The 20,418-nt window shown below is 52.8% G+C and carries 20 protein-coding genes; 9 read left to right on the top strand and 11 right to left on the bottom strand.

The genetic code is table 11. The annotated features are described in order from the left end of the window. Positions 1-82 precede the first annotated feature (82 nt). The 4 genes from manX (at position 83) to L579_RS04035 (ending at position 3,315) form a co-directional block, all read left to right on the top strand. Positions 83-1,045 carry a PTS mannose transporter subunit IIAB gene (gene manX, locus L579_RS04050; protein WP_021183004.1) on the top strand — a complete coding sequence of 321 codons (963 nt, stop codon included), beginning with the start codon at positions 83-85 and terminating at the stop codon, positions 1,043-1,045. 62 nt (positions 1,046-1,107) lie between these two features. After that, entirely contained in the window at positions 1,108-1,908 is an 801-nt protein-coding gene (locus tag L579_RS04045) for a PTS mannose/fructose/sorbose transporter subunit IIC (protein WP_021183003.1), read from the top strand. Between the two features lie 15 nt (positions 1,909-1,923). Beyond that, positions 1,924-2,769, top strand: a complete 846-nt coding sequence (locus L579_RS04040; RefSeq protein ID WP_021183002.1) for a PTS mannose transporter subunit IID — start codon at positions 1,924-1,926, stop codon at positions 2,767-2,769. A gap of 87 nt (positions 2,770-2,856) precedes the next feature. Beyond that, entirely contained in the window at positions 2,857-3,315 is a 459-nt protein-coding gene (locus tag L579_RS04035) for a DUF986 family protein (protein WP_021183001.1), read from the top strand. Here the strand turns inward: L579_RS04035 and rlmA are convergent. The 5 genes from rlmA to L579_RS04015 all read right to left on the bottom strand — a co-directional run bounded on the left by rlmA (position 3,312) and on the right by L579_RS04015 (position 6,456). After that, a complete protein-coding gene (rlmA, locus tag L579_RS04030; protein ID WP_021183000.1) occupies positions 3,312-4,118 on the bottom strand; it encodes a 23S rRNA (guanine(745)-N(1))-methyltransferase in 807 nt (268 codons plus the stop codon). The genes L579_RS04035 and rlmA overlap by 4 nt on opposite strands. A gap of 139 nt (positions 4,119-4,257) precedes the next feature. Next, positions 4,258-4,467, bottom strand: a complete 210-nt coding sequence (gene cspE, locus L579_RS04025; RefSeq protein ID WP_001062678.1) for a transcription antiterminator/RNA stability regulator CspE — start codon at positions 4,465-4,467, stop codon at positions 4,258-4,260. Between the two features lie 77 nt (positions 4,468-4,544). Then, the gene (locus tag L579_RS24315) at positions 4,545-4,625 is read right to left on the bottom strand and encodes a DUF2627 domain-containing protein (protein WP_139810977.1); all 81 of its coding nucleotides are present in this window, start codon (positions 4,623-4,625) and stop codon (positions 4,545-4,547) included. 529 nt (positions 4,626-5,154) lie between these two features. Next, positions 5,155-6,165, bottom strand: coding sequence for an MBL fold metallo-hydrolase (locus tag L579_RS04020; RefSeq protein WP_021182998.1), 1,011 nt, complete (start codon positions 6,163-6,165; stop codon positions 5,155-5,157). 18 nt (positions 6,166-6,183) lie between these two features. Next, on the bottom strand, positions 6,184-6,456 hold the full coding sequence (locus L579_RS04015; RefSeq protein ID WP_021182997.1) for a YebO family protein: 273 nt from the start codon (positions 6,454-6,456) through the stop codon (positions 6,184-6,186). A 210-nt stretch (positions 6,457-6,666) separates the two neighbouring features. On the opposite strand from L579_RS04015, the gene L579_RS04010 reads away from it, so the two are divergent. After that, positions 6,667-6,903, top strand: a complete 237-nt coding sequence (locus tag L579_RS04010) for a YobH family protein (protein ID WP_021182996.1) — start codon at positions 6,667-6,669, stop codon at positions 6,901-6,903. 42 nt (positions 6,904-6,945) lie between these two features. On the opposite strand, the gene kdgR is transcribed toward L579_RS04010, so the two are convergent. Beyond that, a complete protein-coding gene (gene kdgR / locus L579_RS04005) occupies positions 6,946-7,737 on the bottom strand; it encodes a DNA-binding transcriptional regulator KdgR (protein ID WP_021182995.1) in 792 nt (263 codons plus the stop codon). Positions 7,738-7,927: 190 nt separating this feature from the next. Here kdgR and L579_RS04000 point away from each other — a divergent pair, with 190 nt between their 5' ends. After that, positions 7,928-9,310 carry an MFS transporter gene (locus L579_RS04000; RefSeq protein ID WP_021182994.1) on the top strand — a complete coding sequence of 461 codons (1,383 nt, stop codon included), beginning with the start codon at positions 7,928-7,930 and terminating at the stop codon, positions 9,308-9,310. 68 nt (positions 9,311-9,378) lie between these two features. Here the strand turns inward: L579_RS04000 and htpX are convergent, their stop codons facing one another. The 4 genes from htpX to L579_RS03980 form a co-directional block, all read right to left on the bottom strand. Then, on the bottom strand, positions 9,379-10,260 hold the full coding sequence (htpX, locus tag L579_RS03995; protein WP_021182993.1) for a protease HtpX: 882 nt from the start codon (positions 10,258-10,260) through the stop codon (positions 9,379-9,381). A 222-nt stretch (positions 10,261-10,482) separates the two neighbouring features. Then, a complete protein-coding gene (prc, locus tag L579_RS03990) occupies positions 10,483-12,522 on the bottom strand; it encodes a carboxy terminal-processing peptidase (RefSeq protein ID WP_021182992.1) in 2,040 nt (679 codons plus the stop codon). A gap of 19 nt (positions 12,523-12,541) precedes the next feature. After that, entirely contained in the window at positions 12,542-13,225 is a 684-nt protein-coding gene (gene proQ, locus L579_RS03985; RefSeq protein WP_021182991.1) for an RNA chaperone ProQ, read from the bottom strand. A gap of 96 nt (positions 13,226-13,321) precedes the next feature. Next, a complete protein-coding gene (locus tag L579_RS03980; protein WP_021182990.1) occupies positions 13,322-13,822 on the bottom strand; it encodes a GAF domain-containing protein in 501 nt (166 codons plus the stop codon). Between the two features lie 215 nt (positions 13,823-14,037). Here L579_RS03980 and yebS point away from each other — a divergent pair, with 215 nt between their 5' ends. The 3 genes from yebS (at position 14,038) to rsmF (ending at position 19,390) form a co-directional block, all read left to right on the top strand. Further along, positions 14,038-15,282 (top strand): membrane integrity lipid transport subunit YebS, encoded by a 1,245-nt coding sequence (gene yebS / locus L579_RS03975; protein WP_036624975.1) that lies wholly within the window; start codon positions 14,038-14,040, stop codon positions 15,280-15,282. Further along, positions 15,251-17,890, top strand: a complete 2,640-nt coding sequence (locus L579_RS03970) for a PqiB family protein (RefSeq protein WP_036625107.1) — start codon at positions 15,251-15,253, stop codon at positions 17,888-17,890. The genes yebS and L579_RS03970 overlap by 32 nt, the downstream gene beginning before the upstream one ends. 81 nt (positions 17,891-17,971) lie before the next feature. After that, positions 17,972-19,390, top strand: coding sequence for a 16S rRNA (cytosine(1407)-C(5))-methyltransferase RsmF (rsmF, locus tag L579_RS03965; protein WP_021182989.1), 1,419 nt, complete (start codon positions 17,972-17,974; stop codon positions 19,388-19,390). Positions 19,391-19,393: 3 nt separating this feature from the next. Here rsmF and L579_RS03960 read toward each other — a convergent pair whose 3' ends face one another. Beyond that, complete coding sequence (locus tag L579_RS03960) at positions 19,394-20,041, bottom strand: metallophosphoesterase (protein WP_021182988.1); 648 nt, start codon at positions 20,039-20,041, stop codon at positions 19,394-19,396. Positions 20,042-20,418 lie beyond the last annotated feature (377 nt).

The raw sequence follows: 20,418 nt of genomic DNA, 5'->3' as shown, positions 1-20,418 counted from the left end.
GCGATCCACAGGAAACAACAACGGTAATTTTCATCGATTCCCGGCGAAGCCAGAGAATCTCTCATGCGAACGGAGGTAGCAAGTGACCATTGCTATTGTAATTGGTACACATGGCTGGGCGGCAGAACAGCTGCTTAAAACAGCAGAGATGCTGTTGGGTGAGCAGGAAAATGTCGGATGGATTGATTTCGTGCCCGGCGAAAATGCAGAAACGCTAATTGAAAAGTATCAGGCCCGACTGGCGACAATGGACACCTCGAAGGGGGTGCTGTTCCTGGTCGACACCTGGGGTGGCAGTCCCTTCAACGCGGCGAGCCGCATCGTGGTGGATAAACCGGATTATGATGTCATTGCCGGTGTCAACATTCCGATGCTGGTCGAGACCCTGATGGGACGTGATGATAATCCCTCACTGGAGGAGTTAATTCACATCGCGGTCGAAGCAGGTCGCGAAGGTGTTAAAGCACTGAAAACCGAAACGGCTGAGCCTGCACCTGCCGTCCCCGTTGCCAAAGCTGCGCCGCAGCCGCAAAAACCGCTGGCCCCCGGCGAGCATATGAAGATTGGCCTGGCCCGCATTGATGACCGTCTGATTCATGGTCAGGTTGCGACCCGCTGGACCAAAGAAACCAACGTCACACGCATTATCGTCGTCAGCGATGAAGTCGCCAATGACCATGTGCGTAAAACGCTGCTCACCCAGGTGGCACCGCCCGGCGTCACGGCGCATGTGGTTGATGTCGATAAAATGATTCGCGTCTGGAACAACCCGAAATATGGTCAGGATCGCGTCATGTTGTTGTTCACCAATCCGACCGATGTGGAACGTATTGTGGAACAGGGCGTGGCTATCAAATCCGTCAATATCGGCGGGATGGCGTTCCGTCAGGGTAAAACCCAGGTTAATAACGCGGTCTCGGTTGATGAGAAGGATATTGCGGCGTTCCGCAAACTCAATGACCGTGGTATCGAGCTGGAAGTGCGCAAAGTTTCTAACGACCCGAAACTGAAAATGATGGACCTGATTGCGAAGGTAAATGCGTAATTCGCCATCTGTGCCTGCTTGTGCGGGCGAATATTTCGTGACCTTTGCTTAGGAGAAATGCAATGGAGATAACCTCGCTACAAATCATTTTGATATTTATTGTGGCTTGTATCGCCGGGATGGGATCGATTCTTGATGAGTTCCAGTTCCACCGTCCGTTGGTGGCTTGTACTCTGATCGGTGCGGTACTGGGTGATATGAAAACCGGTATCATCATCGGCGGTACACTGGAGATGATCGCGCTGGGCTGGATGAACATTGGTGCTGCTGTGGCACCGGATGCTGCCCTCGCCTCAATCATCTCAACCATCCTGGTTATTGCCGGTGGTCAAAGTGTCGGTGCGGGTATCGCGCTGGCCATTCCACTGGCTGCGGCCGGTCAGGTACTGACCATCATCGTGCGTACCATCACCGTGGCCTTCCAGCACGCAGCCGATAAAGCTGCGGAGAAAGGCAACCTGTCGGCAATTTCGTGGATTCACGTTTCAGCCCTGCTGTTGCAGGCGATGCGTATCGCAATCCCGGCACTGATCGTGGCAATTTCCGTCGGTACCAGCGCGGTTCATAGCTTGCTGAGTTCTATCCCGGAAGTGGTGACCAACGGCCTGAACATCGCCGGTGGCATGATCGTGGTCGTCGGTTACGCAATGGTCATTAACATGATGCGTGCTGGCTACCTGATGCCGTTCTTCTACCTCGGCTTCGTCACTGCTGCATTCACCAACTTCAACCTGGTGGCGCTGGGCGTGATTGGCGTGGTAATGGCGGTACTGTACATCCAGTTGGCTCCGAAATATAACCGTGTTGCGGGCGCTGCGGCTGCCGGTCCTGCGCAAAACGACCTCGACAACGAACTCGATTAAGGAACAGGTGACATCATGGTTGATACTACTCATTCTCAAAAGAAACTCACTCCGGGCGATGTCCGTGGCGTGTTCCTGCGCTCTAACCTGTTCCAGGGTTCGTGGAACTTTGAACGTATGCAGGCGCTGGGCTTCTGCTTCTCGATGGTGCCGGTAATTCGCCGTCTCTATCCGGAAAATAACGATGACCGGAAACAAGCCATCAAACGTCATCTGGAATTCTTCAATACCCATCCGTTCGTTGCAGCGCCAGTGCTCGGCGTGACGATGGCGATGGAAGAACAACGTGCTAACGGTGCAGCGATTGATGATGGTGCCATAAACGGTATCAAAGTCGGTCTGATGGGCCCGCTGGCGGGTGTGGGTGACCCGATTTTCTGGGGTACGGTACGTCCGGTGTTCGCTGCCCTCGGGGCAGGGATCGCCATGAGCGGCAGTCTGCTTGGCCCACTGCTGTTTTTCCTCCTGTTTAACATTGCGCGTCTGCTGACCCGCTACTACGGCGTGGCCTATGGTTATCGCAAAGGGGTGGATATCGTTAGCGATATGGGCGGCGGCTTCCTGCAAAAACTGACCGAGGGGGCGTCAATTCTCGGCCTGTTTGTCATGGGGGCGTTGGTTAACAAGTGGACGCATGTGAACGTGCCGCTGGTGGTGTCACGCATCACCGACCAGACCGGCAAAACCACCGTTACCACCGTTCAGTCGATTCTCGACCAACTGATGCCGGGCCTGATACCGCTGCTGTTAACCTTTGGCTGTATGTGGCTGCTGCGCCGCAAGGTCAACGCGCTGTGGATTATCGTTGGCTTCTTTGCGATTGGTATTTTTGGTTACTGGATCGGCTTGCTCGGTCTGTAAAATCTTGCCGGGGACCTTGTGTCCCCGGCAGTTTTACAGGGGTTACCTGAGCGTCAACGCTGAGGTCACTTCTGTTAAGGAATCATCATGTCACTGACTGACGCCCTGATTACGCTGCTTATTGCTGGCCTGCTGCTGTTTGCTATCTACGACGAGGCAATTCTGCCGCGACGTAATGGTCCCACAAAACTGCGTGTTGCGCTGCGCCGTCGCCATAAAATCGACAGCGCCATCTTTATCGTGTTGTTGCTAATTTTATTGTGGAACAACGTCAGCCATCAGGGACCACAACTCACCACCACCCTGCTCATGGTGCTGTGCTTTATGGCGTTCTGGTTGTTCTGGCTGCGTAGCCCGAAATTGCTGATGAAGAATGACGGCCTGTTTTTCGCCGGCGTCTGGATTGATTATCACCGCATTCAAAGCATGAACCTGTCCGAAGATGGCATTCTGGTGATGCAGCTTGAGCAGCGTCGCCTGTTGATTGCGGTAAAACAACTCGACGATTTAGAAAAGATTTACCACACGCTGGTGGACGCGCGTTAGGCGCGTTGCCAGAGCGTCAGCGTAAAGTCAGCTTCACAGTCAAACGCGGTGGCTGTCGCAAGGGTTTGCCACACCTCTTCCCGCGCACGCCAGGCGAATGGCGTCATCTGTAATAAGGTGGTGGCTGCGACACCGCTGAGCGTCATCCTGTAGCGCAGACTCTCCTGCGCCACCTGATTAAAGCCCGCATACACCTTCTCTTCCGCCGCATGTAACTGCACTTCACGGTAGATTAGCGCCTTAAATTGCTCCAGATGATGTGCCCCAGGGGTTACCGTCAGTAAATAACCGCCAGGCTTCACCACACGGCTCAATTCCTCTTCATTACATGGGGCATAGATGCGTACGATGCCATCGAGCGAGGCATCGGCAAACGGCAGCCGCTGGCTGGAGGCAACGCAAAATTTTATCGAGCGGTAGCGTTTCGCCGCCATGCGAATCGCCGCTTTCGCCACATCCAGACCATAGACTTGCGCCTGTGGTAATGCTGCCGCCATCTCGGCGGTGTAATACCCTTCGCCACAGCCGATATCAAGCAACTGCGCAGATACCGCTGGCAGACGTTCAGACAGCCATGCAGCAACGCGATCGCGCAATGGTTGGTAATATCCGGCATCGAGGAATTCGCGGCGCGCCAGCAGCATTTCCGGGCTGTCGCCGGGCTGACGCGAGCTTTTGTGCTGAACCGGCAGCAGATTGACATACCCTTCTTTGGCCAAATCAAACTGATGACCGGTATCGCAGCGATAGCTGGCGGTTTGCAGCAGAAGAGGTTGATGACAAAGAGGGCAAAACAAAGACATAGATAACTCCGGGTTAGCAATTCGCGGCGCAGTTTACCCTGGTCATCTGTTTACAGAAAGGATAAAGAAAAGCCCCGGTCAGTGACCGGGGCTTTAGGATTCGTTTCAGTGGTGCATGACACCGAGCCTGGCGACGAAATCAGATAGCAGTGACGTTGACTGCAGCCGGACCTTTCTGGCCGTCCTGGATTTCGAATTCAACATTTTGGCCTTCGGCCAGAGTTTTAAAACCATTGCCCTGGATTGCAGAGAAGTGTACGAACACATCTTTGCTACCGTCAGCAGGAGTGATAAAACCAAAACCTTTAGACTCGTTGAACCACTTAACCTGACCTTTAATTTTTGCCATTTTGCAAATTCCTTAGAGTGTTTATATTGCCCGAAGGCAGACTTACAGAAAAACCAGAGACATTACTGCATGAGGCACTAATTTAAGGTTTCGGCAAGGAAGCGGTATTCAACGTCAACGTCTTTACTCGTAACTTCTTTACTGAAGATGCCATACATAAACAGAACTGTACCTCGTTTGACCCACGAATCGTTATCACATATCCGCAAATTAATGGCAAGCCATTTTTAAACACCTATCGACTTGTCGCACATAATTGCTGGCGAAGGCACAAACTTCACCTGCCTTCTTCCTTCTTCGCGTAACCTTGCCTGCACAAAAAAGGGTTATTGATCAGTAGCGTTACAGCCAAAAAATGTTGTAGTCCAGTGGCTGATTTTTGTCCAATGCAACGCTATTTAAACTGATAATCATACGCAAAAAATATTGCACAAATATGGCATAGATAATGAATTTCACCAAAATGTTAACTTCTGGCGCAACATATGCGCATCGTGCGAATCTTGTACAGCTGTTTTTATCAGGTACAGGTTATTAATAGTTTTGCACCAAAATCAGGAAAATATATTCACCCTTGCCCCAAATATACGCATCCATTCTGTTTGGCAGTTATCTCATTTTTTTCTAACATCAAAACAAATAAATGTTAAAAAAACGCACCAGCGTCCTCAATTTAACAAAATGCGGTTAGGACAAATCTGAATCAATATTCGGCAGAGTCCGACTCTCACCTATTCTCCACGGTGTGAAGTCATTACTCGTCTCGTTTGCGCTGAGCAGCGCCTGAGCAAGAACTGCGGGTGGTTCATCCAGTGATTCGTCTGCCAATTCAAAGACTCCCCAATGAATGGGTATCGTCAATGGACGACCAATTTGCTGCCATAACTGCACCGCCTGATCCGGGTCCATGTGCTGCCCACGCATGAACCATTTTGGTGCGTAGGCACCGATTGGCAACGCAGCCAGATTAAACGGACCGAGTTGTTGCGCGATGAGATTCAGGTTATCGCTATAACCACTGTCGCCCGCAAACCAGAAGTTGAGTGCTGGATTACGCACCACCCAGCCACACCATAAGGAACGGTTACGATCAAAGAAGGTACGCATACTCCAGTGACGCGCAGGTACTGCGGTAAACTGCACACTTCCCAGCACAATGCTTTGCCACCAGTCCAGTTCAGTGACATGCCGTACACCGCGCTGCTGGCACCACTTCCCCATGCCCAATGGCACCAGAAAATGGGCTGCGGGAAATTGTCGGGCAATGCGTTTCACCGTGGGACGATCCAGATGATCGTAATGATTGTGCGAAATCAGCACATAATCCAGATGTGGCAACTGCGCCACACGTAATGGTGCCGGCGTTTTGCGTTGCGGACCGGCAAAGGGAAACGGAGAGGCGCGTTGTGACAGCGCGGGATCAATCAACAGATAACGCTGATTCAGACGAAGTAATAAGGCGGCATGGCCGAGCCACCAGATACGATCCTCTTCCCCACTCAAATCGACTGGCTGGCACCAGTCGCTGATAAACGCCGGATAACCGGCCTGAGGGGGAAAGGGTAATCCCTGCTCTTTACGTTCACGCTGCCAGCGCTGTAAATCCCCCGGCTGCCTTAACTCTTCTTCCGGGTTACGAAAGCCCTGCGGCGTATGGTGTTGTTTCGCCGCATCGTACCAGGGATTTTGCCAGGCCATTACCACTCCATTTGTCGATTAACGCTCCGGGATCAGACGAATAAAATCGCGTTTTTCGTCCTCTTCCTGTACATCTTTCGGTGCTGTGTCAGACTGTGCATCCGCCAGGCGGCGCAACAGCGCATTTTGCTTTTTCTGTTCTTCTAACAGCGTTTCCAGCAACTGTATCTGCTCGCTGGCACGTACGCTGGCCCGGTTAACAAAGAACCAGGCGATAAAGGCCACAACGATAATGATGACCAGCACAGCGTAACTGAACAACGGGCTGGGATTTGCGGCTAACTCATTCATAACTGCCTCAGATTACTGATTAACGTCAAACTCTCACTTAGCGGGTGATTCTACTCTTTGCGGCAGGAAAAGATAATGGGGACGCACCGAAAGCAGATTTTCCTGTGCATCACCTTTCAGTTATCTCTGATCGACCCGGTGAGGCAAGCTGCTACTATAGGGATGGCAGCAGCATCTGGACAGCTGCGTTATGTATCACATGGAGACAAAATGAAACTATTCATCCGGGCGATTATGCTGATCGCCGTTATCTGGCTGGCGATGTTATTCACGGGCTATGGCGTGTTAACCGGCAGCAATAAAAATGCAGCCGGACTCGGCCTGCAATGTAGCTATCTAACCGCGCGAGGCATGATTACCGCGCAATATCTGCATACCGATAGCGGCATTGTTGGCGTAACTGACTGCCCGATACTGAAGAAAAGCGGTGAAGTGATCGATAATTAATTACTGCATAAACGGGCTGGCAACAGCCCGTTTATTGCTGCGTTAAAACGGATATTCGTGATACCCCATTTGCTCTGAGACGGCACGCGCCGCTCGATGCAGCATCGCCACATATTCGTTTTTCCCCTCTTCCGAGAAACGAATAGTGGGGAAAGAGATGCTGAGGCCCGCAATCACTACGCCAAAACGGTCAAATACCGGCACGGCAATGCAACGTAACCCCTCTTCCTGCTCCTCGTTATCTTCGCCGAATCCCTGCACTTTTACCTGATCAAGCACCTTAAGCAAGGCGTCAGCGCTGACGATGGTGTTGGCGGTACTGCGCCGAAACTCCACTTCGCTAAGGATTTCCTGTACTTCGCTACGATCACGCCACGCCAGCAGCACTTTGCCGATTGCGGTGGTATGCAGCGGGTTGCGGCGACCAATACGTGAATACATGCGCAGGTTGTAGAGCGAGTCGATCTTGTGGATATAGACAATGCTGTCTTCTTCCAGCGCCCCAAGATGAATGGTTTCTTTAGTGAGGCGTGACAGCTCGCGCATCTGCACATCCGCGCTGCGGATCAGATCAACGTTCTGTAACGCCTTCGCGCCCAGCTCGAATAACTTGAGCGTTAGCGAATACTTTTCCGTTTCGCCTTCCTGCGCGACATAACCCAGCGACTTCATGGTTTGCAAAAAGCGATAGACGGTGCTTTTAGACATCATCACGCGTTGAGACAGCTCTGTAATGCCGTGGTCGCGCTCTTCACCCAGCGCCTGCAAAATCCCAAACACCTTCATCACTGATGAAACGGAATCAGGCTGTTTATCGTTATCAGCGTTCGCCATCGCGTATCCTTTTTTGAGGTTGTTTCAAAAAAAACGGAACAATAGTGCCAGTATATTCGCTTCAGGCCTTAAGCGGCAATCGATAGCACTAAGCGACACATTCCCTGATACTTTTTGTCACTTCATGCGGTGCTTTCTGCTACAGAATTGATTAGCATGATGATATTCACTTCCTTCACTTATTCTCCCTATGTCCGCAAGCTCACTCCAGGATGGTTTACCGGTTCCACAACGCTATGGCGCAATCATCACCATCGCGCTGGGTATTATGATGGCAGTGCTGGATGGCGCGATTGCCAATGTCGCCCTGCCCACCATTTCGCGTGAATTACACGCCAGCCCGGCGGAATCGGTGTGGATTGTCAACGCCTACCAGATCGCCATCGTTATCTCGTTGCTTTCTTTGTCGTTCCTCGGCGATATGCTGGGTTATCGACGCGTATACCAGGCAGGTCTGGCGCTGTTTATTGCCACGTCGTTGTTCTGCGCACTCTCTTCATCGCTGAACATGCTGACGCTGGCTCGCGTATTACAAGGGTTTGGCGGTGCAGCATTAATGAGCGTCAACACCGCATTGATACGCATCATTTACCCGCAGCGTTTCCTTGGCCGTGGGATGGCGATCAACTCGCTGATTGTCGCGGTTTCAACGGCTGCCGGACCGACGGTCGCTGCCGCGATCCTCTCCGTTGCCAGTTGGAAATGGCTGTTTCTGATCAACGTACCGCTTGGGATCATTGCACTGTGGCTGGCGCTGCGTTTTTTGCCGGATAATCCGCAAAAAGCCAAACAGCAGAAATTTGATGTGGTGAGCGCAGTGATGAACGCGCTGTTCTTTGGCCTGTTAATCTCCGCATTGAGCGGTTTTGCTCAGGGACAAAATCACTGGCTGATTCTCGGTGAGCTGGTTGCATTGTTGTTGATCGGGGTGGTATTTATTCGTCGTCAGTTGGCGATGCCGGTGCCACTGCTGCCAGTGGATTTACTGCGCATCCCTATTTTCACCCTCTCCATCTGCACGTCGATCTGCTCCTTTTGCGCGCAAATGCTGGCAATGGTGTCGTTACCCTTCTTTCTGCAAAACGTGCTGGGACGCGATGAGGTAGCGACCGGTCTGCTTCTGACCCCTTGGCCGCTGGCGACCATGGTGCTTGCACCGATTGCTGGCCGTCTGATTGGCAAGGTTCATGCGGGCCTGCTGGGCGGGCTGGGGCTGGCGATGTTTGCGGCCGGTCTGTTCCTGCTGGCGTTGCTCCCCGCACAGCCAACGGATGTTGATATCATCTGGCGTATGATGCTGTGTGGTGCCGGTTTTGGTCTGTTCCAGTCACCGAACAACCACACGATTATCTCTTCCGCGCCACGTAACCGTAGCGGCGGTGCCAGTGGCATGCTGGGCACGGCACGCCTGCTGGGGCAAAGCAGTGGGGCTGCGCTGGTGGCATTGATGTTTAACCTGTTTAACGTGAGCGGTACTCATGCCTCGTTGATTCTGGCGGGTGCATTTTCCACTGTCGCGGCGGTGGTGAGTATGGCGCGGATGACGCAATCGCGTGAGACGGCAGAGTCATAAAATCGTAGCGGTGCGATGATCTGGGGCTTTAACCCCGCGCGATGAATCGCGCCGCTACGTGAAGAGCCTTATTTCAGATAAGCACCGCTACGCAGCGCTTCAATACGCTTATCCAGCGGCGGGTGAGACATAAACAGTTCGCTCAGCGATTTACCTTTACCGTTGATGCAGAAGGCCATCATGCTGCTCGGCTCTTGTGGCTCATAACTGGTTTTCAGGCGCTGCAACGCTGCAATCATTTTTTCACGTCCAACCAGTTTTGCTGAACCCGCATCCGCATGGAACTCACGATGGCGTGAGAACCACATGGTGATGATGCTGGCAAGAATGCCGAATACCAGTTCCAGCACAGTAGCGACCGCGAAGTAAACCAGTGGGTTACCGTTGCTGCTCTCCTCACCATCGCGGTTGCCAGACAGAAAACCCGATGCCACCTGCGCAATGATACGTGAGATAAAGATCACGAAGGTGTTCACGATACCCTGAATCAGCGTCATGGTAACCATGTCGCCATTGGCGATATGGCTGATTTCGTGGGCCAGTACCGCTTCCGCTTCATCGCGGCTCATGTTTTGCAAAAGACCGGTAGAGACAGCGACCAACGACGCATCACGGCGCGCGCCCGTCGCAAAGGCGTTGATATCTGGCGCGTGATAAATCGCCACCTGCGGCATCGCAATGCCAGCCTGCTGAGCCTGGCGGCCAACGGTATCCATCAGCCAGCGTTCTGTCTCGTTGCGAGGTTGTTCAATCACTTCACCTCCCACCGAACGCAACGCCATCCATTTCGACATCAGCAGTGAAACAAACGCACCGCCGAAGCCAAACAGACCTGCCATAATCATCAGACCCTGAACACTGCTTGACTGGATTCCTGTCAGACTGAGAATCAGTCCGAAAACCAACATCACCGCCAGGTTGGTGATCAGGAAAAGAGCAATACGCATCATAAACGTTAATCTTCCTCAGTTGTGCACGCGCTTATGCGCGGATATACATCCTAGGGTCATTACGCAGCATTTCAAGCAACCTTAATGTTTAAGTGTCTAAAAAGACATAACTTTACATTCAGTAACGTCATATCGTCCAACCCATAAAACGACACTTAAGTATCAGACACCAGACAAAAAAAAAGCACCGCATTGAGCGGTGCTTGTTCTCTGTCCGTATGGTTATTTACTGCCCGCGGGTTGCGGCTGGGATTTTTCCAGCTGTGCCAGATCGTTGGCAATTTTCACCGTTTCATCCAGATAAGGATCCGGCTCTTTGTAATCCTTCGGCAGATCGTCAAGGCTCTTCAGCGGTGCTTTGCCTTCAGCCTGATAACGTGCATTGATACGCTCCAGACGCAGTGCATCTTCGTCATGGTTCTCTTTCTCGCGCTGGGCCAGATTGAGTGACACGATATTACGTTTATCTTTGGTCGCGTTGAAGCGCGCAATATCTTTCATGATGTACTGGAACTCGCGATCTTTCGCAATGCGGTCCTCATGTTCTTTGGTCAACTGCGGTACCAGCGCGGTGATATCCCCGGTTTTGGTATAGGTCGCCGCGTTGATGCTGTCCCACGGTAAGGCATTGTCTTCAAACTTCTCACCGGTTTCCGCCGCTTCCACGCCAGTTGGCATCAGCAGATCTGGGGTTACCCCTTTACGCTGGGTGCTGCCGCCGTTGATGCGGTAGAACTTCTGGATGGTGTACTGCACCGAGCCTAATGCAGGCCATTCAGGACGCAGCATCTGATCATAGATACGGTTCAGGGAGCGATACTGCTGAACGGTGCCTTTACCGAAGGTCGGTTCACCGACAATCAGGGCGCGACCATAGTCCTGCATGGCAGCAGCAAAGATCTCAGAAGCCGAAGCACTGAAACGATCGACCAGTACCACTAACGGACCTTTGTAATAAACAATGCCGTCGTTATCGCTGTCTTCACGTACACGACCATTATTGTCACGTACCTGCACCACCGGGCCACTCGGAATAAACAGGCCGGAAAGCGAGACCGCTTCGGTTAACGCCCCGCCACCATTGGTGCGCAGGTCGATGACGATGCTATCCACATTCTGCTTTTGCAGTTTTTGCAGCTGCACTTTCACATCATCGGTCAGGCCAACGTAGAAACCGGGGATATCCAACACGCCGACTTTCTCGTTACCAACGGTATGCACCGTGCCCTTCACCGCGCGATCTTCCAGGCGGATCTTCTCGCGCGTCAGCGTCACAGTACGGGTTTTGGTGCCTTTACCGGCAGGCAGAATCTCAAGGCGAACTTTGCTGCCTTTTGGTCCTTTGATCTTCGCTACGACGTCATCCAGACGCCAACCGATCACATCTTCCATCGGTTTGCCTGGCTGGCCGACACCGACAATACGATCGCCAACGCTGATCGATTTGCTCTTGGCAGCCGGACCACCCGCGACCATTGAGTTGATCACGGTGTAATCGTCATCCATCTGCAACACCGCGCCAATGCCTTCCAGCGACAGGCTCATTTCGGTGTTGAACTGCTCGGTATTACGCGGCGACAGATAGTTAGTATGCGGGTCGATCTCATGCGCAAACGCAGTCATCGCCAACTGGAATACGTCTTCGCTGTTGCTTTGCGCCAGGCGACGAATGGCAAAGTTATAACGCTTGGTCAGCGTCTCACGAATCTCTTTGTCATCTTTGCCAGCCAGCTTCAGGCTCAGTTCGTCGTATTTAACTTTGGCATCCCAAAGCGCGTTCAGCTCATCGGTGCTTTTCGGCCACGGTGATTTACCACGATCGATGTCGATGGTGTCGTTGCCGGTAAAATTCATCGGGCGATTCAGCACACTCAGCGCGTATTGATAGCGCTCGAAGCGGCGTTTCTGCGCCAGATTGTATAAATCGTAAAACACATCCAGCTTACCGCTGCGCAGCTCATCACCGAGGGTGGTCTTCTTATCAGCAAACTGTGCGATATCAGAAGCCAACAGGACGTTGTGGCTGTAATCGAGCAGATTCAGGTAGCGATCAAAAATTTTCGCTGAAAAATCCTGATTCAGGTCGAACTGACGGTAGTGAGAACGGGTAAAGCGCGATGTAACGCGTTCACTGACGGTGGGATGCTGTGGTTCTTCATGTAACTGGGGAATCTGATCGGCGCGGGTAATGTTGTCTGCGCCAAAACTGGGGCCTGCCAGCAGCAGGCCCGCGATCATACCGATCTTAAAAATATTGTTCATGCCAGGGTCAGCCTCCGTTTCAGAACTGCAAATGTTCTGCGCGCACAATCATTGCCATGCCGGAAGCGAGCTGTACCCGAACGCCATCTTTGGTAATTTCAAGAATGGTTGCGTCCATCGCACTTTTGCCTGCTTTAACTTTAATATTCTGGCCGGGTTGCAAAGTTGAGGTATCAGTGATGGGTTTAGCTCGCGGCGGGCGAGGTGCAGCATTACGTTCAGAAGACGCAGCACGCGGTGCCTGCGAACGCGGTTTACGCGGCGCATCACCTTCTGCCGCTTTACGCGGTGCCGGTTTGCGTGGACGGCGTGGTTCGCCAGTCTCTTCGCCAGCTTCACGCTTCTTCGCTTTTTGCTGTTCGCGCTGTGCCTGTACGCGTGCTTTCGCTTCTTCCAGCTGTTTGCGCGCATGTTCTACATGTTGCTCATCCAGCACGCCACAGGCGTTGCCGTCGAGATCCACACGGATGGCACCTGCTTTAATGCCGTAAAGGTAACGCCAGCTTGAGGTATAAAGACGCAGAGCCGAACGCAGTTGCGTCTTGCTCAGGCCCATATCGCCCTGAACTCGCTCGACCAGATCCTGAAAGATACCGATCTTCAGCGGACGCGCTTCACCTTCGGCGCTAAAGCAGTGCGGAAAACGCTCCGCCAGAAAGGCGATCACTTCTTTACTGCTATTCAACTTAGGTTGATTTTCCATGAAATTTCCTGATTACAACGGGTTTGCCGACCAGAGCAGGCATGAACAGGCGACATTATAATGACAACATCGCCAAATGCTATGTGATCCAGTCGATTAGCTGCGCGTCAATTGAAGATATTTTTCAATATCGCTGCCCGCCAACACTTCGCAAAGCCCGTCAGTAAGGGCCACCAGCCCCGTTTCATCCTCACTGTCGAAGCGAGAATAAACCGTACTGTCGATGTCCAGCACACCGACTAACGTGCCATTCACTTTCAGAGGAATCACGATTTCCGCATTACTGGCGGCGTCACAGGCGATATGTCCAGGGAAAGCGTGCACATCTTCCACGCGCTGCACTTTCTCTTCTGCAATCGCCGTGCCACAAACACCTTTACCGACTGGAATTCGAACGCAGGCAATTTTGCCCTGAAAAGGGCCCAGTACCAGCGTATTCGCTTCAGTCAGCAAATAAAATCCTGCCCAGTTCACGCCTTCCAGGCGTTCAAATAGCAGCGCACTGCAATTGCCCAGCGCAGCGAGGAAAGACGTTTCACCCGCCAGCAGTGCGCGAGCATCGCGATTTAAATCCTCGTAAAAGGCTTTTTTGTTCATTGTTTAACCATAATCAGCTACAGCAGAGCCGCTTTGTCACTTAGTTGTTAAAATAAGCACTAATAATCCAGCCTCACAAGGTGAATCATTGTGTTAGTTACTATACCCTTAGCTTTCTGTGGATCGAACTTGATGCCACAACAGCTGTCTCAGCCAGCTAGCGCTGTATGACATGCCGGTAACAGTAACAAACGATGGGCCACTTGCGTCACCCTATGAAAATTCACGCTATCAGCCAGACGTTGCCCCACGCACGTTATCAGCGTTGTCCGCAATGCGATACCCTTTTTTCCTTACCGGATGTTAAATCGCATCAGGCTGCCCACTGCCCGCGTTGCAATGCCCGAATTCAGAGCGGTTTTGACTGGTCAATGACACGTCTTACCGCTATGGCGGTTACCATGCTGGTGCTGATGCCCTTCGCCTTTACCCTGCCGCTGGTGGATATCCGTTTGCTTGGGATGCGTATCAACGCCAGCCTGTTGGAAGGCGTGATTCAGATGACGCAGCAAGGTGATGTGCTGACGGCATCGATCGTGGCGTTTTGCACCATTGGTGCGCCGGTCACCCTGGTGGCGGGCATCAGCTATTTAGGCATCGGTCATGCGCTCGGGATGAATTTGCGTCCGGTGTTGTTGATGCTGGAGAAATTAAAAGAGTGGGTAATGCTGGATATCTATCTGGTGGGTGTCGCGGTGGCATCAATCAAAGTCCAGGATTACGCCACACTGGAGGTCGGTTACGGCATGGTGGCCTATATCGCGCTGACGGTTCTCAGCGTTCTGACCCTGATCCACCTCAATGTTGAACAGTTGTGGGAACATTATTACCCGCAATCCATACCGACCTCGCCCCCCGAACAATGGCAGGTCTGTCTGAATTGCCATCACACCGGCGTGGCTGACAATCGCGGACGATGCACCCGCTGCCACACGCCGCTGGATTTTCGCCGTCGCCATAGCCTGCAAAAATCCTGGGCGTCGCTGATTGCCTCCATTGTGTTGTTGATCCCTGCTAATCTGCTCCCGATTTCAGTGGTTTACGTCAATGGTGCCCGACGCGAAGATACCATTTTCTCCGGCATTCTCGGTCTGGCCTCGGGCAATATCCCGGTGGCTGCCGTGGTATTTATTGCCAGTATTCTGGTGCCGTTTACCAAAGTGTTGGTAATGCTGACGTTATTGCTCAGTATCCACTTTAAATGTGAACAGGGGCTGAAGACCCGTATCCGTCTGCTGCGCGCCGTAACCTGGGTCGGCCGCTGGTCGATGCTCGATCTGTTCGTCATTTCTTTAACCATGTCGCTGGTCAACCGTGATCAGCTGCTGGCTTTTACGATGGGACCCGCCGCGCTCTACTTTGGTGCGGCAGTAATCCTGACCATTATGGCTGTTGAGTGGCTTGACAGCCGCCTGATTTGGGATGCACATGCAACAGGAAACGCCGACTACACCGACTAGCGCTAATCTGCGTAACAAACGCAAGATTTCGCCGTTCTGGTTATTGCCCATTATTGCCCTGCTGATTGCCGCATGGCTGCTGTGGACCAATTATCAGGAACGCGGAACCATCATCACGATTAACTTCCAAAGCGCGGACGGCATCGTGCCGGGGCGCACGCCGATTCGTTATCAGGGCGTGGAAGTTGGTACGGTACAGGGGATCGTGCTGAGTGATGACTATCACAGCATCCAGATCAAAGCCAGTATCAAAAGCGACATGCGTGATGCGCTGCGCGACAACACGCAGTTCTGGCTGGTCACCCCCAAAGCCTCTCTGGCGGGTGTTTCCGGGCTGGATGCGCTGGTGGGCGGTAACTATATTGGCATGATGCCTGGCAGCGGTAATCCACAGGAACATTTCACCGCGTTGGATACGCAGCCGAAATATCGCGTAAATACCGGTGAATTGTTGATCCATCTGCACGCCCCCGATCTGGGTTCGCTCAATACTGGCTCGCTGGTCTACTACCGCAAAATCCCGGTTGGCCGGGTCTATGACTACAGCATCAATAGCAACACCGATGGTGTGACTATAGATGTACTTATCGAGCGTCGTTTCATTAACCTGGTTAAAAAGCAGAGCCGTTTCTGGAACGTCTCGGGCGTGGATGCGGATGTCAGCCTGAGCGGGGCTAAGGTGAAGCTGGAGAGTCTGGCGGCATTGGTGAACGGTGCCATCGCCTTTGACTCACCGGATGAGGGCCAACAAGCGGCAAGCGATGAGAACTACACGCTATATCCCGATCTGGCCCAAAGCCAGCGGGGCGTGCAGGTCAGCCTTGATTTACCCAGTGGTGATAACCTGAAAGCCGACAGTACGCCATTAATGTATCAAGGCCTGGAAGTCGGCACCTTAACCAAACTCAATCTACTTCCTGGCGGTAAAGTCACCGGTGAGCTGACCGTTGATCCTTCCGTTGCCGGTCTGATGCGCAGTGGTACACGCATTGAGATGCGTTCGCCGAAGATCAGCCTGACTGACACCAACCTCAGCAGCCTGCTGACCGGTAATACCTTTGAATTGATCCCCGGCGAAGGCCAACCGCAGGACCACTTTAGTGTGCTGCCAGCCAGTGAATCGTTGCTGCAAAAACCCGACGTTCTGACCTTAAAACTGAACGCCCCGGAGACCTATGGCATCGATGCCGGTCAGCCGCTGATGCTTTATGGCATGCAGATTGGTCAGGTGATTTCACGTCAGTTGGATGAACAAGGCATCAGTTTTGTGGTGGCGATTAATCCGGAGTATCGCCATCTGGTACACGCTGACAGTAAATTTGTTGTCAATAGCCGTATCAACGTTAAATTTGGCCTGGATGGCATGCAGGTGCTCGGTGCCAGTGCGCGTGAATGGGTGGACGGCGGTATTCGTCTGATTCCGGGTGCGAAAGGCAACCCGGACAGTCACTATCCACTGTATGCCGATGCTGAACGCGCCGAGGAAGGCATCATTGGCGAGCAGCCTCCTGCCACCCTGAAACTCACCGCCAACAGCCTGCCTGATGTGCAGACCGGTTCGGTGGTTTTGTATCGCAAATTCCAGGTCGGTGAAGTGGTGGATGTGGTTCCTCGCGCCGATGCATTTGAAATTTCGATACATATTGAACCTCAGTACCGCAAACTGTTGACCAGTGAAAGCGTGTTCTGGGCGGAAGGCGGTGCCAAGGTTCAGTTAAATGGCAGCGGTCTGACGGTACAAGCTTCCCCGCTGAACCGCGCGTTAAAAGGCGCCATCAGCTTCGACAATTTGAGTGGGGCACAGGCGGCCAAAGGGGTTAAACGTATCCTGTACCCGTCTGAAACGGCAGCGCGTGCTGTGGGTAGCCAGATTACGTTACATACTTTCGATGCCAGCAAACTTGCCGCAGGCATGCCGATTCGTTATCTCGGTATCAATGTCGGCCAGGTCGAATCATTGTCGCTCAGTGCCGATAACAACCAGGTCGTGGCAAAAGCGGTGCTGTATCCCGAATATGTGCAGGACTTCGCCCGTATTGGCAGCCGCTTCTCCGTGGTATCTCCACAGATTTCGGCAGCCGGTGTTAATCACCTCGAAACCTTGCTCCAACCCTATGTCAACGTCGATCCCGGCAAAGGGGCGCAGTCACGGACGTTCGAGCTTCAGGACAGCACCATCACCGATTCCCGTTATCTTAACGGCCTGAATATCTTCGTTGATGCAACCGAAGCCGGTTCGCTCTCCGTCGGTACACCGGTGCTGTTCCGTGGTGTGGAAGTCGGTACCGTCACCGGTACTTCACTGGGCAACATGGCGGACCGTGTCCAGGTCGCACTGCGCATCAGTAAGAAATATCAACATCTGGTACGTAATAACTCGGTGTTCTGGCTGGCATCCGGCTACAACCTGAATTTCGGCCTGATTGGCGGTGTGGTGAAAACCGGTACTTTCCAGCAATTTATTCAGGGCGGCATTCAGTTTGCCACACCACCAACGGTGCCACTGGCTCCGCAGGCAGGTGCCAACAAACATTTCCTGTTACAGGATGAAGCGCCGAAAGACTGGCGCAATTGGGGCACGGCAATTCCCGACCCCGCACAACCCTAAGCAAATCGGGCAGCCTGGCTGCCCGATTCTTTTTCGCGTGTTACACTTCGCGCTCTGTTTGTTTTCCCCCGGAAGAAACCCGTGTCCGAACGCTTTCCAGAAGATTTCCTTGCGCTGATGCGCACCAGCTTGTCTGACGAGACTGAAATGCAACGCTTTCTCGCCATCAGTCAACAACCCTTGCGTCGCAGCTTGCGCATCAACACGTTAAAAATTAGCGTGGATGATTTTCTCGCCCAAACTTCAGATTATGGTTGGCAGCTCACGCCGATCCCCTGGTGCAAAGAAGGCTTCTGGATTGAACGCGACGATGAATCGCTCCCGCTCGGCAGCGTGGCTGAGCATCTCAGCGGATTGTTCTACATTCAGGAAGCCAGCTCCATGTTGCCAGTAACGGCATTATTTGATGCGGCTCCGGATGCCCATCAGGTGATGGATGTAGCTGCGGCACCGGGTTCTAAAACCACACAAATGGCGGCATTGATGCACAATCAGGGTGCCATCCTTGCTAACGAATATTCCGCCAGCCGGGTCAAGGTCTTGCATGCCAATATCAGCCGCTGTGGCGTCAGCAACGTCGCTCTCACCCACTTTGATGGCCGGGTTTTTGGTGCTGCGTTACCGGAACAATTTGATGCCATCCTGTTGGATGCCCCCTGTTCTGGTGAAGGCGTGGTGCGCAAAGATCCTGACGCGCTGCGCAACTGGACACTCGCCAGCACGGAAGAGATTGCCGCCACCCAGCGCGATCTTCTCGACAGCGCCTTTCATGCGCTACAACCCGGTGGAACGTTAATCTACTCGACCTGCACTCTTAATCAGATTGAGAATCAACACGTTATCAGCTGGTTACAGCAACGCTATCCCGATGCGGTTGAAATCGTTCCGCTGGCTGGCCTGTTTACCGGGGCGGAACAGGCGCTGACACCGGAAGGTTTTCTGCATGTATTCCCGCATATCTATGATAGCGAAGGGTTCTTTGTTGCTCGCCTGCGCAAAATTGCCAGTCTGCCCGCATTGCCCACACCCAGCTATAAAGTGGGAAAACTGCCCTTCTCTCCTGCCAGCAGAAAATTGAACGCTGAAGTGCAGCAAGCCGCCGCGAAAGTGGGGTTGCGTTGGGAGGATAATCTTCAGTTATGGCAACGCGATAAAGAACTGTGGCTGTTCCCGGCGGCGCTGGAAAGCTGGTTGGGTAAAGTACGCTTTTCACGCATTGGCCTGAAACTCGCGGAGACTTTCCCCAAGGGGTATCGCTGGCAGCATGAAGCCGTGGTTGCGCTGACGCAAGCGGATAACACGTTGTCGTTTGCACTGACGGAAGCGGAAGCGGAAAGCTGGTATCGCGGTCAGGATATCCATCCGGAAAATTTACCTGAACGCGATGAAGTTCTGGTGACCTACCAGCAACAAACGCTGGGGCTGGCAAAAAAAGTCGGGAATCGCATCAAGAATAGCTATCCGCGCGAGCTGGTTAGAGACGGTCGTCTGTTCCGCTAACCGCTATTGCAACTGTACCAATGTCAACCGGTTGCCAAACACGGCACCGGTATCAATGTAGTGTTGATTGGCAACGTTGAGCGGTTGCTCCAGCGGCGTATGACCAAAGTAGAAATCACTGGCTCCATCAATCGCCATCGTGTTACCCCGTTGATGCCGTCCCAGCCGGTCGCGACTCCACACCACCTGATGCCAGTCTACTTCCTGTCCCAGTTCATAGTGGCTGGCAGGATAATCAGCGTGCGCAATCACCACCACCCGATCCCCGAGCTGAAGATGTAAAATCAAGGGCAATTCCACGCATTGCTTCAGCGCGTGGCGTGCAGCAATCAAAGCAGTGCCACGTAGCTGCCAGAACCATTCACCCCCATTCATAACCCATAACATCGGGTCTTTGCCTTGCAGAGCAGCGATAGCCATCTGTTCGTGGTTTCCACGCACACAGCGAAACCAGGGTTCTTTAAGTAATTCAAGACAACCGGGACTGTCCGGCCCGCGATCGATCAAATCACCGACAGAAAGCAATAAATCCTGCTGTTTATCAAACTGGTGCAGGATCAGCTGTGAATCGAGCTGGGTGCGACATCCGTGTAAGTCACCGACTACCCAGATGTTACGCCACGCTTTTGCATCGACCGTTTGGTAAAACATAATGGTCTCCTGAAAGCTGGTTTACTGGAAGTTTAGTGATTACGGCATAAAGTATAGCCTGGCGGCCTGTAACCACCGGGGAGGAAGCGTGAACAGTCGGAAACAGTTTATTGGGATTCTGGTGGTGATTTTTATCGGCAGCCTGCTGCTGCTGGAAACCCTTGCGCGGCTGGTGCATTTGCTGGTGGTGGGATAAATCAGAGAGATGGGCCTGACTAAATTCAACAGCGGCTGCTTCCTGCAGCCCTGATGAATGCCCCTTCCGGCGCTTATCTCCGGCACTCATTAAAGGTGTTAGCTCTGCGAGGGACGGGAAGTAATGTAAACCTTCGGAGTATTCCGAACAAGTTAAATGATATTAACAATCATTCTCATAA

It is taken from the genome of Pantoea sp. AS-PWVM4, assembly GCF_000468095.1.
Lineage (GTDB): Bacteria > Pseudomonadota > Gammaproteobacteria > Enterobacterales > Enterobacteriaceae > Pantoea > Pantoea phytobeneficialis.
This window is presented reverse-complemented; position numbering and strand designations above follow the sequence as displayed.

Excerpts from the sequence above, each read along its gene's own strand:
- L579_RS04045 (WP_021183003.1), top strand. The coding sequence starts at position 1,108 with ATGGAGATAACCTCGCTACAAATCATTTTGATATTTATTGTGGCTTGT.
- L579_RS04040 (WP_021183002.1), top strand. The coding sequence starts at position 1,924 with ATGGTTGATACTACTCATTCTCAAAAGAAACTCACTCCGGGCGATGTC.
- L579_RS04035 (WP_021183001.1), top strand. The coding sequence starts at position 2,857 with ATGTCACTGACTGACGCCCTGATTACGCTGCTTATTGCTGGCCTGCTG.
- rlmA (WP_021183000.1), bottom strand. The coding sequence starts at position 4,118 with ATGTCTTTGTTTTGCCCTCTTTGTCATCAACCTCTTCTGCTGCAAACC.
- cspE (WP_001062678.1), bottom strand. The coding sequence starts at position 4,467 with ATGGCAAAAATTAAAGGTCAGGTTAAGTGGTTCAACGAGTCTAAAGGT.
- L579_RS24315 (WP_139810977.1), bottom strand. The coding sequence starts at position 4,625 with ATGTATGGCATCTTCAGTAAAGAAGTTACGAGTAAAGACGTTGACGTT.
- L579_RS04020 (WP_021182998.1), bottom strand. The coding sequence starts at position 6,165 with ATGGCCTGGCAAAATCCCTGGTACGATGCGGCGAAACAACACCATACG.
- L579_RS04015 (WP_021182997.1), bottom strand. The coding sequence starts at position 6,456 with ATGAATGAGTTAGCCGCAAATCCCAGCCCGTTGTTCAGTTACGCTGTG.
- L579_RS04010 (WP_021182996.1), top strand. The coding sequence starts at position 6,667 with ATGAAACTATTCATCCGGGCGATTATGCTGATCGCCGTTATCTGGCTG.
- kdgR (WP_021182995.1), bottom strand. The coding sequence starts at position 7,737 with ATGGCGAACGCTGATAACGATAAACAGCCTGATTCCGTTTCATCAGTG.
- L579_RS04000 (WP_021182994.1), top strand. The coding sequence starts at position 7,928 with ATGTCCGCAAGCTCACTCCAGGATGGTTTACCGGTTCCACAACGCTAT.
- htpX (WP_021182993.1), bottom strand. The coding sequence starts at position 10,260 with ATGATGCGTATTGCTCTTTTCCTGATCACCAACCTGGCGGTGATGTTG.
- prc (WP_021182992.1), bottom strand. The coding sequence starts at position 12,522 with ATGAACAATATTTTTAAGATCGGTATGATCGCGGGCCTGCTGCTGGCA.
- proQ (WP_021182991.1), bottom strand. The coding sequence starts at position 13,225 with ATGGAAAATCAACCTAAGTTGAATAGCAGTAAAGAAGTGATCGCCTTT.
- L579_RS03980 (WP_021182990.1), bottom strand. The coding sequence starts at position 13,822 with ATGAACAAAAAAGCCTTTTACGAGGATTTAAATCGCGATGCTCGCGCA.
- yebS (WP_036624975.1), top strand. The coding sequence starts at position 14,038 with ATGAAAATTCACGCTATCAGCCAGACGTTGCCCCACGCACGTTATCAG.
- L579_RS03970 (WP_036625107.1), top strand. The coding sequence starts at position 15,251 with ATGCAACAGGAAACGCCGACTACACCGACTAGCGCTAATCTGCGTAAC.
- L579_RS03960 (WP_021182988.1), bottom strand. The coding sequence starts at position 20,041 with ATGTTTTACCAAACGGTCGATGCAAAAGCGTGGCGTAACATCTGGGTA.